This is a genomic window from Lentilactobacillus sunkii DSM 19904, assembly GCF_001435575.1.
Taxonomy (GTDB): domain Bacteria; phylum Bacillota; class Bacilli; order Lactobacillales; family Lactobacillaceae; genus Lentilactobacillus; species Lentilactobacillus sunkii.
In genome coordinates, this window is record NZ_AZEA01000002.1 from 183130 (window position 1) to 198737 (window position 15608).

12 protein-coding genes and 1 tRNA gene are annotated in these 15608 nt (G+C 42.3%); 6 read left to right on the plus strand and 7 right to left on the minus strand.

Annotation, left to right across the window (positions count from 1 at the left end):
• Positions 1 to 344 precede the first annotated feature (344 nt).
• A complete protein-coding gene (locus tag FD17_RS02895; protein ID WP_057823442.1) occupies positions 345 to 617 on the minus strand; it encodes a MerR family transcriptional regulator in 273 nt (90 codons plus the stop codon).
• A 156-nt stretch (positions 618 to 773) separates the two neighbouring features.
• On the opposite strand from FD17_RS02895, the gene FD17_RS02900 reads away from it, so the two are divergent.
• Entirely contained in the window at positions 774 to 1352 is a 579-nt protein-coding gene (locus tag FD17_RS02900) for a helix-turn-helix domain-containing protein (protein WP_057823444.1), read from the plus strand.
• A gap of 51 nt (positions 1353 to 1403) precedes the next feature.
• Positions 1404 to 2555, plus strand: a complete 1152-nt coding sequence (locus FD17_RS02905; RefSeq protein ID WP_057823445.1) for a site-specific integrase — start codon at positions 1404 to 1406, stop codon at positions 2553 to 2555.
• Positions 2556 to 2625: 70 nt separating this feature from the next.
• Here FD17_RS02905 and FD17_RS02910 read toward each other — a convergent pair.
• A tRNA-Arg gene (locus FD17_RS02910) sits at positions 2626 to 2697 on the minus strand.
• 51 nt (positions 2698 to 2748) lie between these two features.
• On the minus strand, positions 2749 to 3078 hold the full coding sequence (locus tag FD17_RS02915; RefSeq protein WP_057823447.1) for a hypothetical protein: 330 nt from the start codon (positions 3076 to 3078) through the stop codon (positions 2749 to 2751).
• Between the two features lie 310 nt (positions 3079 to 3388).
• Here FD17_RS02915 and FD17_RS02920 point away from each other — a divergent pair, with 310 nt between their 5' ends.
• Genes FD17_RS02920 through FD17_RS02930 form a run of 3 tightly spaced genes read left to right on the plus strand, consistent with a single transcriptional unit; the run spans position 3389 to position 6561 of the window.
• On the plus strand, positions 3389 to 4036 hold the full coding sequence (locus FD17_RS02920) for an NAD(P)H-hydrate epimerase (RefSeq protein WP_057823448.1): 648 nt from the start codon (positions 3389 to 3391) through the stop codon (positions 4034 to 4036).
• Between the two features lie 56 nt (positions 4037 to 4092).
• Positions 4093 to 4656 (plus strand): M15 family metallopeptidase, encoded by a 564-nt coding sequence (locus FD17_RS02925; RefSeq protein WP_057823450.1) that lies wholly within the window; start codon positions 4093 to 4095, stop codon positions 4654 to 4656.
• A 24-nt stretch (positions 4657 to 4680) separates the two neighbouring features.
• Positions 4681 to 6561 carry an FAD/NAD(P)-binding protein gene (locus FD17_RS02930; RefSeq protein WP_057823451.1) on the plus strand — a complete coding sequence of 627 codons (1881 nt, stop codon included), beginning with the start codon at positions 4681 to 4683 and terminating at the stop codon, positions 6559 to 6561.
• A 62-nt stretch (positions 6562 to 6623) separates the two neighbouring features.
• Here the strand turns inward: FD17_RS02930 and FD17_RS02935 are convergent, their stop codons facing one another.
• The 4 genes from FD17_RS02935 to FD17_RS02950 all read right to left on the minus strand — a co-directional run bounded on the left by FD17_RS02935 (position 6624) and on the right by FD17_RS02950 (position 14272).
• Entirely contained in the window at positions 6624 to 9035 is a 2412-nt protein-coding gene (locus FD17_RS02935) for a beta-L-arabinofuranosidase domain-containing protein (RefSeq protein WP_057823452.1), read from the minus strand.
• Positions 9036 to 9074: 39 nt separating this feature from the next.
• Complete coding sequence (locus FD17_RS02940; protein ID WP_057823453.1) at positions 9075 to 11381, minus strand: alpha-L-arabinofuranosidase C-terminal domain-containing protein; 2307 nt, start codon at positions 11379 to 11381, stop codon at positions 9075 to 9077.
• Between the two features lie 82 nt (positions 11382 to 11463).
• Positions 11464 to 12750, minus strand: a complete 1287-nt coding sequence (locus FD17_RS02945) for an MFS transporter (protein ID WP_057823454.1) — start codon at positions 12748 to 12750, stop codon at positions 11464 to 11466.
• Positions 12751 to 12820: 70 nt separating this feature from the next.
• Positions 12821 to 14272: an alpha-N-arabinofuranosidase gene (locus tag FD17_RS02950; protein WP_057823455.1), complete on the minus strand. Its 1452-nt coding sequence runs from the start codon at positions 14270 to 14272 to the stop codon at positions 12821 to 12823.
• A gap of 257 nt (positions 14273 to 14529) precedes the next feature.
• Here FD17_RS02950 and FD17_RS02955 point away from each other — a divergent pair, with 257 nt between their 5' ends.
• Entirely contained in the window at positions 14530 to 15426 is an 897-nt protein-coding gene (locus tag FD17_RS02955; protein ID WP_057823456.1) for an ArsR/SmtB family transcription factor, read from the plus strand.
• Positions 15427 to 15608 lie beyond the last annotated feature (182 nt).

Here is a 15608-nt window from a genome sequence, read left to right on the forward strand (position 1 = left end):
AGCTGGTGCAAATATTTATCATGGGGTAATTGAAGATAAGGTTCTCAATTCACAAATCAAATCTTAAGCCTTTTTCTTACTCAAAGAATAGCGTCTTGAAGCCGTTCTACCCCAGATATTAGAAATTATTGGGCCAGGCTTTTTTGACTGGCCTCATGGGTGTTTGCACTCCTTCGTCCAGTCACTATTACTTGTGAATTTTTAAAATCAGGTATTTGGTTGTTATTATAATCGAAAAAGCCTGATGGTGCTCACACCGTCACATGATTGTAAAAAAAAAGAGGCGTCTCAATGACGTCCCTCCTATAGATGATAATAATTGCCCTCGCTAAGACTAATTAATTTTAATAATTGTTATGTTCGTAAAACTCGTTGCAGGCTTCTTTGGAAATTCGCAAAAGGCCTTCGATATTGATAACCTTTAACCCTGCTGGGATGAACTTTCGTTCTAGTGTGGATCTCGAGCAATTCATATACTTGGCTGCTTGATCAATCTTCATATATTCAGGAAATTGTGACTCTACTTTTGATTGGCCAAACATTTCATGCACGGTACTTTGAATGACGGATTGAAGTTGCTCTAAGAATTCCTTTGGTAATGATAAAGTTGCTTCCATACACGTCTCCTTATCTAAAATTTTGCTATGTTTCTCAGCTTTATTATGATATCATATAGATGATTTTAAAACAATACTTTTTAGATACTATTTATCAGTAAAAGTTGATTCAATACTTATCTCAATATAGAGAAATTCTGAAAGAGGTGTTCATGGATGGTCAATGTAAACAATCAAGACTCGTCCAAGAAAGCAAATGCTACCAAAAATGATGTGAATGAATTTACGTCTCCAGGGATGCGGATCAAAAAAATCAGAGTAGAGAACAGTATGACTCAACAACAATTCGCTGATGTTCTCAATGAACTAACAGGCACCACAACAATTTTAAAGGGCAGCGTCAACAATTGGGAACATGATCGTAACTTGCCCAATAAGAAACGTCTAGGGGCAATTGCGCACTTAGGTAACACATCTGTATCAAGCATCGTGAGTGGTCGGTCGTTTGGTCAGCAGATACTCATTAATGAGTCAGGGATGGATGTTATCAAAACAAAAGTCAAAGAAGCATTGGCATCCCAGAGCAACATTGAACTCACCAAAAAGGATGAGCAATTAATTGATGCGTTCATTGGCCTACTCAACGCTTTAAAGTGGTCAGGAAAGACAACGCTTGGAAAAGATCTTGATAATATCCTCAAGACCTTAACAGACGTTATCAACACCCCTAAGAAAGTAAACGTTCAAAAGTTGAATATTCTGTTTATTGAATTTGTAGAGAACTTAAAAAGATAGCCACTTCCCCATCCATTGCCCTCGCTAAGCAACGATGGAGGAATAACTAACATGAACAAAGGTGTACATGCATACAAGAAACAAAACAAGACTTATTACCAATTCCGTGATTATTTGGGGACTGATCCCATCTCAGGAAAGAAAAAGGAAGTCACCCGTTCTGGATTTAAGTCAAAACGTGAAGCAAAGCTTGAGCTAGATCGCCTGAAGTATGAATATGAACATTCCAATCCGTTCCAAAACACCAATATCACGTATGGTGAAGTGTTTGAGATGTGGTACAAGGTTTGGTCTACAACCGTTGTCGAAAGCACCCAGAATCGCGTTTCTGGCATATTCAAGCATCATATCTTACCTGTCTTCAGCCAGCGACCAGTTTCCAAGCTTGATGTTCGCTTTTGCCAGAAGTATGTCGATACCCTTGCGAGTGATATCAAGAGTGTCGCCAGCATTCGAAAGACTGGGTCATACGTTGGTGCCGTGTTCCGACATGCGATGAGATTGGGATACATCAAGAACAATCCGATGACTTTGGTGATTTACCCAAAAAGCAACGTTACACAGAGTAATAACTTTTGGAACAAGGACCAATTAAAGCAATTCTTGAAGATATTGGATGAGCATTACGCTGATCATCCCCAAATGCGGACATACTTTTACTTATCAGCAGTAACTGCATGCCGAAAAGGTGAACTGTTAGCCTTGCAGTGGAAAGACATCAATTTCAAAGAACGATCAATCACAATCAATAAAACCGTTACTCGGACTTTGGATAACAGTCAGGCGATTGGAAAGCCGAAAACTGCCAACTCAAACCGTGTAATCTACATTGATGAGCGGACTGTCCAATTGCTCAAAGAATGGAAGACTAAGCAAAAAGCCTTTCTACAACGCAATGGATCGAATACCATCAAAATTGATCAATTCATATTTACCACGAGTGAGAATACGCTGCTATCATTGATGACGCCTAACCATTGGCTCACTAAGATCATCAACAGATTCAACTTAAAGCAAATTTCACCCCATGGGCTTAGACACACAGTTGCCACCCTACTGAGTCAATCAGGCATCCCTATCAAGCAAATTCAGATGCAGCTCGGTGATTCAGACGCGTCAATCATCTTAAATACCTACACCCATGTGGATGAGGCCATCAAAAAAGAAACCACTCAAAAATTCAGCAGTTTCTTGGCACTTTAAACATTTTTCGGTAAATTTTCGGTGAAAAAAATAAGAACCCTTGATATATCAAGGATTCTTGCCTGTATTATGCGTCCCCCGAGAGTCGAACTCGGATCATGAGGACCGAAATCTCATGTGCTATCCATTACACTAAGGACGCCTTACATCATTTAATTATAGCGGTTTTTGTATATTAATACAACCGGCAAGCTTATGAAAATTCCGCCGCAGCTTTGTCGGCTTGATCCTCTAAGTACCACATTAATTTGTTGCCGTCTTTCTCAAAATCGGCTTCAAAGGAATCGCCCATTGGCGGGATCTTCTTGAGTAAGTCATGATGGACACTCTTAATTTGAATCTCTTTACCGACCAATTCACCGGTATCATAATGGCCTTCTTCAGCTTCATCCAGGTAACCTTGAAACGCATCTTCAATAACCTGTTTCATCAGTCCGTCCCTTGTTGTTTCGGGGTGACGGGCTTTTTCAATTGCGAATCGATCTTCAAATTCATGCATATTTTCTGGATAATCTAAAGACATAATCAAACCTCCAACTTTTCTCTTACAACCTATTATAAGACAGGAAAATCATAAATAACACGGATATTGTTTGTATGCACCCTATTTTTTTATTACTGGCTTTTACCCTCCTCTAAACGTGTGCTGACGAACCAGATGCTCACTTCTAAGGTAACTTTGGCTCAAACCCAAGCCCGGGGTTTAAACCAAAGTTACCTTAGAAACCGCATCTACCGGTTCTGATTACACTCTTTTCGCTTGCATTTAACTACTGGATAGCCCACCATATAAGGTGTGAACTGCTTTCATCACGAAAATGGGAGGTAATATGATGACACAATCAATTACAGTCGAAGAATCACGTGAATTAGATGACAAAACCATCAACAAAATCGGCATCCCTTCCCTAGTATTAATGGAACGTGCCGGACTCAAGATTTATGAAGATATGATTAACAACAAAGATTTAAACCTGGACAATGTCCTGATCTTAGCCGGAACCGGCAACAACGGCGGTGACGGCTTGGTAGTTGCCCGCTTACTGGAAACCCACGGCTACAATGTCTCAATCCTAACTGTCGGCAATCCGGATCATGCAAGCCATGACCACAAGGCGCAAGCCCACATTTGTGATTACTATCAAATCAAGAAAGTCTTCATGAACGAAAAATTTGATAAATACACAACGCTGGTCGATGCTCTCTTTGGCAGCGGCTTGTCACGCAATGTTGGCGGTGATTTTGCGACAATTATCGACAAGGCGAATGCTTCTGCAGCGAAGATCCACGCCATTGACATTCCATCCGGCTTAAACGGCGACACTGGTGAAGTCATGGGCACGGCAATCAAAGCAGCCTCAACTTCAACCATCGCCTATCCAAAGGTCGGCATGCTCAAAGATGAAGCAAAACCATACACCGGCAAAATTTATGTTGATGATATCGGCATATATCGTGGAAATTCATTTGAAAATGAATAATTATTAATATATTATTAACTTAACTAGATTTCTCTAATATTAGCGGAGGTGCCCTCATGGCTGACAAAAAGACACAAGGCTACATTAATCTTCACGACGTTGACCCAGACATCATTTTTGACTTGAAGTATGCGACAGAAGATAATTTTACCCATCAGGTTGTGTATGATTTTGACCAGGCAATTGCGCGAATTGACACAGCGAAAAAGCTCGCCAATGCAAGTAAGGACCTCAAAAATCAAGGCTACCGAATTAAGATCTGGGACGCTTACCGACCGACATACGCGCAGAAGCGGTTGTTCGAAGTCTACCCTGACCCAACGTGGGTAGCGGAGCCGGATCCAAACTTCAGCCATCAAAAAGGCGTGACATTTGATCTGACTTTGACCGATTTAGATGGCAACGAAATCGAGATGCCGACCCCATTTGACGATTTCAAAGGCGGTGCCAAACGTAGTGAGAAATCATCATGGACACCAACTGCGCAAAAGAACTACGATATTCTTAACGAAGCAATGCTCAAGGCAGGATTCAAAGGGTATGAAAATGAATGGTGGGACTTCCGCGATTCAGACATGGACGAATTTGGCCCATTAGAGGTCGATCCAAAAGATTATTAATTTGAGATATTGGGAGTATATGACATGAAAGTTGGAATTATTGGAGCTGGTCCACGGGGGATCTTGATGACCTCCCAATTATTTAATCAATATAAATATCACAGCGAACAAACCGAACCATTATCGATCACGCTGTTTGACCCAATCGGAATCGGCGGTCGGGTATGGCGGACTGACCAATCAGACGAACTGATTATGAACAGTGCGGCTGATCAGATCACTTTGTTTACGGACTCTTCTGTCACAATGTCGAGTAAAGTCTATGATGGCCCTTCTTTGTTTGAATGGGCACGAAGCGACGAAGCTAATTCATATCTCGCCTCACACGGCTACTCGTCTGACATCGTTGCCGCAGCGGCTCAGCTGCAGATTAACGGTTACGCACCACGAGTTTTATTTGGCGCCTATATCAAATGGTTCTATGATGATTTGATTAGCCAGCAGCCAACCGAAATTTCAACTTCACTGATGAAGGCCCAAGTCACTAGTTTAACGTACAACGATGACCACAAACCGGTAATCAAAACCGATGATGGCACCTATACGTTTGACAAGGTAGTCATGAGCCTTGGTCAACAGGATAATTACCTCAACGATGAGGAACAAAGATTAGCCACATATGCTCAGGAAAACGCCCTGAATTATATCTCACCAACCCACCCAGGCGACGCCGACCTTAGTGCCGTTCCTGCCGGCGAATTGGCCATCATTCGCGGCTTGGGTCTCAGCTTTATCGATTATGTATCCGAGTTGACCCTTGGCCGTGGCGGACATTACATGCGCAACGAGGATGGCAGTCTGTTCTACCAGCCTTCCGGTAGAGAACCCCGGATTGTCGCCGGCTCGGGACGCGGTATTCCATACTACCCAAAGCCAATTAACGAAAAGGGCTACGGGGAGTGCGAGGTTCCCAAGTTCTTAACTAAAGAAAATATTGAAAAGTACTCAAAGGACGGCAAGCTGCCGTTTGATAAATTCATGGACTTACTGTTGTCTGATTTGGAATTAGTCTTCTACAAACTCACCATTAACGATAAATATCCATATAAGAGCGCTAATGAATTTGAAAAAGAATTCTTGAGTAATCCCGATAAAAACGCGGTTCTTAAGCAATTTGGATTCCAAGAAGAAGATTTCTTCGAGTGGGATTATATCATTAATCCGTTTAAAGACGTTCAGGCAGTTGGGACAGAGGATTACCAAACCGTGCTGATCAACTGGTTGAACGGTGAAATTGTCGATTCAGCCAAGGGTTCAAAGACTGGTCCGCTGGCAGCCGCTAGAGACTTATTGCGAGACTTCCGGCCAACCTTCCGGCAAATGATCGTCGATGACTGCTTTACCAATCAGGAGTATGTTGAAAAATTCCTGGGAAGCTTAGATTCAGTTATTAACTTCCTGATTATGGGACCACCAGTTGTCAGAAGTGAACAATTATCCGCGTTGATTCGAAGCGGTGTTGTCACCATTTTGGCACCCGGTATGCAGGTTAAGGGTCAAGACGGCTGGTTCGTAACTGCCTCACCAAAACGCAATACGGATAAGTTCAGATCAGCATCCCTCATCGAAGCACGGGTACCCAAAGCAAATCTGGATATCACGGCCAACCCAGTTATGGAAAGCTTGGTCAACGCGCAGCTTGCCCGCACCCACAGATTACCGATCAACGGCGAAAATGTTGGTGTGCATGCCGTCGACGTTGATCCAAAGACCGACCAATTGTTGGACATTAACGGTGATGTTCAACCCGACGTTTACATCTGGGGTTCTTCACTGGATGGCTTGCGTTATGTAACCAATGCCGCTCCACGTCCTGGGGTCAATGATACCAATCTTCAGACAGCTGATAAATTAGCTGCTGAAGTGTTGGGATTGCCGGTGGCGGATGATGTTGAAATGGATTAATTAAATACAAATGCAGTGAAGAGTCGATACAAAATGTATCTTCTCTTCACTGCATTTTTTGTTTATCGATTAAACAATCTTATTCCAAATAAACGGGCCGAATCACCACCAGCACCTTCAAAGCTCAACTTGATGGTCAACTTGTTATTGATCAAGCTTTCAGGAACCGGCATTGTTTCCTGATAGAAGCCCTTCTCGTCAGCTTTATGGGTCTTATCAACCGTCAAGACCTGATCAAATCGGGGGCTTTCGTCAAATCGGACCACAATTGACCGCCCGGCATCCTCAATGTTTAAAGTCAATGTTAAAGCAACATCTTGCTTAGCTTTGGCAAGCGGAAATTGATAGCTGAACCAGCCATCCGAATGAGCAATTCTGAAACGTCTTCCTTTAGCATTGTCTGCCTCGGAATGACTTTGCTTCAAATGTTTATCGAATTCAAAATTATTATTATCAAAGTTATCCAATTCAGCAACCGTCTTCATCCGATATTCTTTTATCATTTGAAGCTGTTGTTCGTGTTCCTTGGCTTCTTCTGATCCTGCCTGCTGCCACTGGAAGTATATCCCGTAACGATTGTGATAAGTCTGGTAATACGGAATGAAGATAATCCTTTCCTTGATATGGGGTAGTTTTACCTTAACCAGTGAATCGCTTAAATTGACATCAACAATCGCCTCATCAGCAAATGAATGCTTCCATGTTTGCCAGTCCATCTCAGTCGTCAGGGCCGCCGGAGCTCCTTGATCATGGGTGCTGGTACGGACAAGAATTCCGTTCGGCTGATCAGCGTCCAGTTGATAATCCCCTAATTGGCCGGCAAGGACAAACGGTCCATACTTAAATGCAAGATAGCGAGGGTTGTCCTTTGCGCTAACAATCCCGAGACTCATTGGCATTTTCATATCAATGACTGTCCCGGCGTCAACATTATCGATCTCCCAAAATTCAGCGCTTTCATCTGCATCCTGAGCGATCCCGTCAACAAATAACATCGCCTTTTTGTCCAGCCATCCGGGATTTCTCAGTTTCAAATTGATCATCTCAAAGCTGTCGTGTACCCTCAGCTTTGACACCGCCATGTGAATCTGTCCGGATTTCCGATTCACTTCTTCATTGAGTCGCAGATTTTTGGCGTCCAACTGCAAACTGTTTGAAAAATATAAGTTGAGATACAAAGTATCCTTGGAAATGAAGTAATAACTATCACCCAACTTGGTAAAGTTCTCAATACCAGTACCAGTACAGCACCAAAACTCATCAAATGGCCGGTTAAATACCTTCGTGTAGCCGGCACCCATGGGTTGAAAATAGGTCGTCATTCCCGTCTTGGGATTCTGAGAACCCAGAATTGCGTTGGTATAGGTCTGCTCGTAATAATCCAAATACTTCTTGTCGCCGATTACCCGGAACAGTTCCCGACTTAACTTCAGCATATTATACGTATTGCAAGTTTCACAGGTTGTTGCCCCATCTTCCAACACTGCATCATGAAATAGTTGATCCGGTTCGTGGAAATGCTCGCTTTGACTATTGCCGCCGGTCACGTAAGTATGGTGATCAACTACTATCTGCCAGAAATTAACAGCAGCTTTGAAGTACATATCCAATGATGATTTTTCATCAGCATTTAAATACTTGTCAGCCATTTTATGATCGCTGAATATTTCATAACGCTGCAATGCCCCAATGAGCTTGGGAATCGTTGTGTTGGCATGTTTGCCTGATAAGAAATCCTTGCCATCGGCCAATTCTTTAAATAGGGCCGTTTCATCAAAGTAGGTTGCTGCGGTCAAAATGCGCTCGTCTTGAGTGAGCTCAAACAACTTATAAAGAGCATCATTCATCCCACCGTACTCAGTCTTGAGCATCTGTTTGGCATCTTTTAGATTCAGCATGCGATTATAGACGTAAATTCCAAATTTATGGGCGATTGTCAACGCCCTTTCCGCCAAGACAGAATCTACACTTTGAAGATTAGTGCTGATTGCCAAAAGTCCTGCTAATAATTTATGCAGATTGTACCAGGGAACCAGCACATTTTCTTTTTGATTTTCAGGAACCGATTTACCTTCGACTTCATCTAACGCAATTTCTCGAAACGCCGATACATAACCGGCACTTTCAGGATGCTTTTGCGCATACACTTTCTGCACAGCCTGTAGACCGTTCACCGCCGTTCGAATTTTGTTCAACAGCTGATAGCGGGTATCATTGTCTTTTACCGAGACCACTGCTTGAGAGACTGCCGAAAGATAGTGGCCGAAGAAATGACCACGGAAATTCAGTCCATTGGAACGCTCCCATCCCTGATAGCCAGTTGATTCAGCAGGTGTGACTCCGGCAACCTCGTCAAAGGTCACAAGAAAACGTTGAGGATCAAGGGCCAGCAGATAGTTTACGGTCTGTTTTTGCGCATTCAATATTTCGGGATCCGTCAGCGTCACGAATTGTGAACTCACATTTTGTTTCATTGTTGGCCTCCATTCAGCATCATTTGTTCAGCCTTCTCACTATTTTTCAGAAGATTGCCGAGGACTAATTAATACGCTAACAGAGTATGGCGGTAACACAAGCTCCTTACCGGCGAAAGGCTGGCGAACTGCCGAAATCTGATTATTCGTTCCAAGCTTGTTCTCCGCATCCGGTTTGCCGGTTAATTGATACAATGAGCCGTTACTAAAGTTCGTAGAATCCACCGCAATTGTTTTCGGCTGATCGGTGACGTTAACTGCCTTAAAGTAATATTGATCGGTATTTCTGTCATAACTTAGGTTGGTGTACATTGGCTCAATTGTTGTTGGGGTAATCACGACGTCGTTAATCTTTTCGCCATCAATAAACGTTTGAACATGACGGTTAGAAACGACTAACTTGCAGTGATATGTTCGGCCTTTTTCCATAGACCATGTTGTCTGTGTCCAGTCTGAATCAGCTTTTCCATGGTGAATTCGAACCATTGAATCCGTATTGGCCCAACCTCCAAGGATCCAAACACACCACTTATCAGAACTTTGTTGACCAAAGCAGAAGTGAGTCCCTTTTGCATCCTGGTCCGGCTTGGTCACGTCAAAGGTGATGGTGTAATCTTTGGCGTCCGTGCTTCCCAACTCAGCTTTTTCTTCATGATCGACAGTTTGTGCATCAAATTTTTGCTTCTTACTGCCATCATCAAGAACAATATTTTCAAACTTGGCTTTGGCTTTATCGCCTTGAACAAAGAACTTTCCGTTAAGCGGCTGATCATCGACAACTTTGGCTGCCGGTAGATTATTCAGCTGATACGAAACATTATCGGTTCCTTGATACTTCATAAATAGCTGTTGGACGTAATAATTGACGGTTGGTGAAACTTCTTTCTGGTCAAAGTAGATCAAATCGGTTCCCCAATTTTCGTAATCAACATTACAGAACAGTGGCGCATAACATGCCAGCCCGACTTTGTTTGCATTGCGCTGAAGGCCAATCATATAGCTTGCTTCAACCACTGCGTTATACCATTTATTTGCCTTTGATGCGTATTCTCCTAAAAATGCCTTTGGTCCCTTTGGATCATATGAATCATATCTGTGCTGATTAGCTAAGAACCATTCCGGTTCCTGATAATAATGTTCGTCAACCAGATCAGATTGATTTTCCCGGGCTGATTTCCAGCCCCGGTCAAATTCCTTACCGGCAGCAAATGGGCCGGCGGTGTTAATAATTTTAATGTTGGGGTATTTTGCTCGAATGGCTTTATGGAAGTATGGATACCGATCAAAGAATGCCTGGCCAACCTCTTCATTTCCAATCGCAATATATTCCAGGTTAAATGGCTTGGGATGGCCCAATTCAGCTCGAATTTTCCCCCATTTGGTATCCGTGGAACCGTTGGCAAACTCAATCAAGTCAAGGGCATCGTCAACCCACTCGTCCAACTGATCAATCGGCGCTTCCCGATCATGATGGGGATCATAACCACCGGGTAAAACGGGCAATGGCTTAGCACCAATGTCTTCGCTTAACTCAAAATATTCGAAGTAACCCAATCCAAGGGTTTGATTGTAGCCCCAATTATTTCGTCGTGCCGGCCGTTGTTCAACCGGCCCAATTGAATTTTTCCAACGATACATGGCGCCCCGATCATCAGGATCAAGCTGACCGTCATGGACAAGGCAGCCACCTGGAAACCTAAGAAACTTGGGGTGCAAGGCTTTAAGAGCCTCACCCAAATCTTTTCGAACATAATTCTTTCGATGGTTAAACGTATCTTCAGGGAATAATGAGATCATATCGACTAAGATATGGGACCCTTCAGGAAACTTCAATGTCAGCCTTCCGGTGGTTGTTGTCTTATCAGCGGTAAAGGAAGCTGAATACTTCATCCACTGATGACTCTCAACTGGAATGACCGTTGGTACACCTACTTCGGTATTATCCGCATCGGTCAGACGAACAATGACGTTCTTCGTACCGTTAAGAGCTTTGACGAAGAAAGAGAAATCGTACTTTTTTCCGGCTTCAATGTACATCCCTTTGTTATAACCAACATTGGTCAACGTAACATCCTTATTTGTGTCAACCGACAAATAATGAAGGTTCTTCGTATTCAGCGGATTAGCTGTTTCCACTTTTAAGCTTTCAGGATCGCTTAATTTCCATGCAGTCGTTGATTGGTAATCCTGTTTATCAATTGGTGCAAATTCAAACGAGCGGTTTTGAACCATTTCAGCGTACAACCCGCCATCAGCGGCATGATTGATATCTTCAAAAAAGATTCCGAATAAATCGTTGACCGATGATGTTAATTTGTTATTAGTGACTAATTGTGGTGTATTCAAAATTATTACCTCTTTCTAAAAACGGACGTAGACAACAAAAGAATGAACAAAATCAATATATTCATTCTTTTGCAAGTAACAATTATTTAACAGATTTAATTCTAAAGATTAAGAACGCACCGATTAATTCAATTACGAATGAAGCGGGGAATATTGCTTTATATCCGCCAAGATAAGTAACGATCAATGATGCAACAACAGTTCCTGAAATTTGTGAGAACGTGTTAGCCAAGTTGATGAATCCCATATCCTTGCCTGAAGTCTCGGCATTTGGCAATACGGCCAAGTTCAAGGCACCATCAACGGCGTTATAAACACCATTACCAATGGCAGCCAAGACAGCGTATGTCAAGATGGTCCAAGGTTTGTTATCAAAGAACGGGAAGAATTGAGCAATACCAATTAACATTGTTGATAAGGCAACGGGTGCTTTTAACCGACCGATCTTATCAGCAACAGGTCCTGAAATTGCTGTGAAGACAACTCCGAATACCAAGTTAATTAATGAAATTTCTGATAATGTCTTACCGGCTGATTGTTGACCCAAATGCATGTAGTCGGTCAAAATGTATAGCATGTATGCCGTAGCAATTGTACCACCCATAACCATCATCAATTTCCCAGCAACAGCGTACCAATAATCCCGGGCACCAACTGTTGGCAGTGAGAAATGTAACCAAAGTGAACGCCAGGAAAACTTCTCACGTGGTTCATCCAAGTTGCTGCCTTCGTGAGCGAACAAAACATGCAAAATACCCATGACAAATCCACTTCCGGCCATGACATACATACCTAATTTAGGATTTCCCAAGAATTGAGCAGCAATCATTGTCATAACTTGAATAGCAGTATATCCAATTCCGTAAAGTGTCGAAATTGTTCCTCGCCATTTTGGTGCAATTCGGTCAGCTTCCTGGGCAACCATGGCTGCAGCAACCGCATTTTCAGCAGCGGCAACGAATCCCCAGACAACGACAATCGCCCAAAGATTATGTAAATTGGCAACCAAGCAGATTAACCCGGATTCAACAATCGTTCCACCTAAGATCCAAGGCTTTCGTTTGCCCCATTTAGTTCTGGTGATATCCGACAACCCACCAAAAAGAATGTTGGCAATTGCGGCAACAATTGATGATACAGAAGCCATAATCGCAATTGCGGCAACCTTTCCACTTGGATCAATTTGCGAGAAATACTGTGGAAGTAATGTGTTACGAACGTTTCCGGCTGGTGCCAACCAAACAAATGGTCCAATCAGCATTGCCAGACCGAATAGTTTAGGGAACTTCGGCTGTTCGGCATTCGTCACTTTGGCGTTTGTTGGTTCGGCAACAGCCTCTTTTGATTCTGATTCATCCTTTTTAGACATTTTTCAAACCCCCTATGGATTTTATATGCTAGAAATCGTTTACATTTTTTCAAAGCAGTGAATCTAATTACTATTTCACTGTGATCGTGACAACACTCTTCGAAGGTAAGTCCATACTTAAGCCTTCATCGTTAAGTGTTGCGCCGGAGAAGTCTTTTTCGACAACCTCATCCGGATCGTCAAATGTGTTATGAGCATCCAACTTATTTGCAGTCAGGATCTTTGCAGAATCGATGGCCTTAAATGGCTTGATTCCAACAAAATTTACATCTTTGGAATCATGAGCATCATAATTACAAATTGAAATGGTCAGTTTGCCATCTTTTTGAGATGCAGCGTAGGTGACGTTTTCAGGCACCTCACCAACTCCTTCGACAAATTCGGCATCCATATGCTTTTGATACATGTCGAACACGTAGTAGGTTGGTGTCTTAATCATCTTGTCGCCTTTGGTCAAAATCATTGACTGTAGAACATTGACCATCTGAGCGATGTTAGCCATGTACACTCGATCGGCATGCTTCTGAAAAATATTTAAATTGATGGCAGCAACCATTGCATCACGGATTGTGTTTTGTTGGTGAAGAAAGCCTGGATTGGTGCCCTTTTCCACGTCGAACCAAGTGCCCCATTCATCAACGATTAAGTTAACCCTTTTTTCAGGATCGTATTTATCCATAATCGTTGAATGACGAGTGATCAACTCATCCATGTGCTTTGCACGAGTCATGGTTGAGTCCCATTCTGATTCAGGAAAGTCTGTGGCATCACCTTTATTTTGACCCCAGGTACCTTTAGGCAATGTGTAAAAGTGAAGACTGATACCGTCAAGATATTTGCCAGCATACTTCATAACTGTATCTGTCCAATTGTAGTCGTCTTCATTCGGACCGCAGGCGACCTTATAAATTGGATGATCCTTGTCATATTGTGGCATGAATGTCTGATACTGACGATAAACGTCTGAATAATATTCAGGACGCATATTGCCACCGCCACCCCAAGATTCATTGCCGATTCCGAAAAATTTCACTCTCCACGGATCTTGGCGACCATTTTTCCGGCGCAAGTTGGCCATCGGTGATTCACCCGGCATTGTCATGTATTCAACCCACTCGGCCATTTCTTGAACAGTTCCACTGCCGATGTTGGCATTGATGTATGCATCCGCTCCAAGCTGGTGCAATAATTCGAAGTATTCGTGAGTACCAAAGTGGTTGTTCTCAGTTACATCGCCCCAGTTGGTGTTAACGATTTTCTTTCGAGTATCCATAGGCCCAATCCCATCAACCCAGTGGTAAGTATCCGCGAACAATCCGCCAGGCCATCTCAAAACTGGCACGTGAATCTTCTTCAATGCATTTACGACATCACTACGCATGCCGTTCACATTAGGAATTTTTGAATTTTTTCCAACGTATAGGCTTCCATATATTCCATTTCCTAAATGCTCCGAAAATTGGCCATAAATATATTTACTGATTTGTGGGCCACTTTTCTGAGGTACAAGTTCGATAGTCATTTGACTCAACCTTTCATTCTTTTAATATGTTCTTAGTAACATAAATGTTAATTTACTTTGATAGCATTTGTTAATAATTACCGGTAAAAGTTTTAACGTCTTTAATATAGCGCTTACAAATCCCAAAGTAAACAAGTTTTTACTAAAACGTTGATTATTTTCATGTATTTAGTATAATGGTTAACAAGAAGCCGCTTTCAGCCAAATTATCCTTTATAATTGTAATATAAACATTAACAAAAATTAGAGGTCATCTTATGGATATAGATATTTCAGATAAATCATTACCGATATTTGCAGCTCTCGACAGCAAGGTCCGAGTTGAGATTATTCGCCTGCTATCCAAGAAGAAAATGAATGTCTCCCAAATCTCAAAAGCAATTCATTTGAGTAGCCCAATCACCCTCATGCATCTTAACAAGTTGGAAGAAGCTCATATTATAAAGACTCAGAAGAAGGGCAATCAGCGAATTTCCAGCCTCCAGGTTGATACCATTAACATCAAGCTTCCCCAACAGCTCTATATTCCTTATGAAAATTGGGACATCGAACTGCCAATTGGTCAGTTTACGAATTTCGATGTTCAGCCGTCATGTGGACTTGCCGGCCAAAAAGGCTTCATTGGCAAGGTAGACAACCCCAGCTACTTTATGGACCCAGGGCGTTATGAAGCAGGAATGCTTTGGTTTGCGAAAGGTTACGTCGAATACCAGATCCCAAACTACTTGAAAAAAGACCAAGAACTGGAAATGATCGAACTATCATTAGAATTAAGCTCAGAATTTCCATTCTCCAACAATCGCTGGCCTTCCGACATCACAATCAGTCTGGATGGCAATGAAATCGGCACTTGGACAAGCCCTGGTGACTTCTCTGATATCCGTGGGCGCTACACTCCGGATTGGGTATACGATGATATGAACCAATATGGAATGCTCAAATCACTGCGAGTTTCCAAACATGGCTCGTTTATCGATGGCCAGCACTCCGCAGATACAACTATTGAAGAGCTTGATACAACAAAGAATTCGTGGACTTTACGCATTGGTGTCAAAGATGATGCCAAGCATGCAGGTGGCTGTACGATCTTTGGTAATAAGTTTGGAAATCACGATCAAGGGATTAAGGGACGGTTTTATTTTAGTGAGGATTAAAAGTTAAGTAATTGCTCACAACCACACAGTAGTTCATTGACACTACAAAGCACTGCTTCCAAAAATATTTCCATGTTGATGATCATTCTTCAAAGCAAAGTAATTGGGTTATGAATGTATTCTAAATAAAATTGTGAATCACGCTTCAAAGTGTACAAGCTAGCATGACCATACACATTTTA

Coding starts and splice junctions, on each gene's coding strand:
- FD17_RS02935 (WP_057823452.1), bottom strand. CDS start 9,035: ATGAAACAAAATGTGAGTTCACAATTCGTGACGCTGACGGATCCCGAA.
- FD17_RS02900 (WP_057823444.1), top strand. CDS start 774: ATGGTCAATGTAAACAATCAAGACTCGTCCAAGAAAGCAAATGCTACC.
- FD17_RS02920 (WP_057823448.1), top strand. CDS start 3,389: ATGACACAATCAATTACAGTCGAAGAATCACGTGAATTAGATGACAAA.
- FD17_RS02915 (WP_057823447.1), bottom strand. CDS start 3,078: ATGTCTTTAGATTATCCAGAAAATATGCATGAATTTGAAGATCGATTC.
- FD17_RS02945 (WP_057823454.1), bottom strand. CDS start 12,750: ATGTCTAAAAAGGATGAATCAGAATCAAAAGAGGCTGTTGCCGAACCA.
- FD17_RS02905 (WP_057823445.1), top strand. CDS start 1,404: ATGAACAAAGGTGTACATGCATACAAGAAACAAAACAAGACTTATTAC.
- FD17_RS02955 (WP_057823456.1), top strand. CDS start 14,530: ATGGATATAGATATTTCAGATAAATCATTACCGATATTTGCAGCTCTC.
- FD17_RS02930 (WP_057823451.1), top strand. CDS start 4,681: ATGAAAGTTGGAATTATTGGAGCTGGTCCACGGGGGATCTTGATGACC.
- FD17_RS02950 (WP_057823455.1), bottom strand. CDS start 14,272: ATGACTATCGAACTTGTACCTCAGAAAAGTGGCCCACAAATCAGTAAA.
- FD17_RS02925 (WP_057823450.1), top strand. CDS start 4,093: ATGGCTGACAAAAAGACACAAGGCTACATTAATCTTCACGACGTTGAC.
- FD17_RS02895 (WP_057823442.1), bottom strand. CDS start 617: ATGGAAGCAACTTTATCATTACCAAAGGAATTCTTAGAGCAACTTCAA.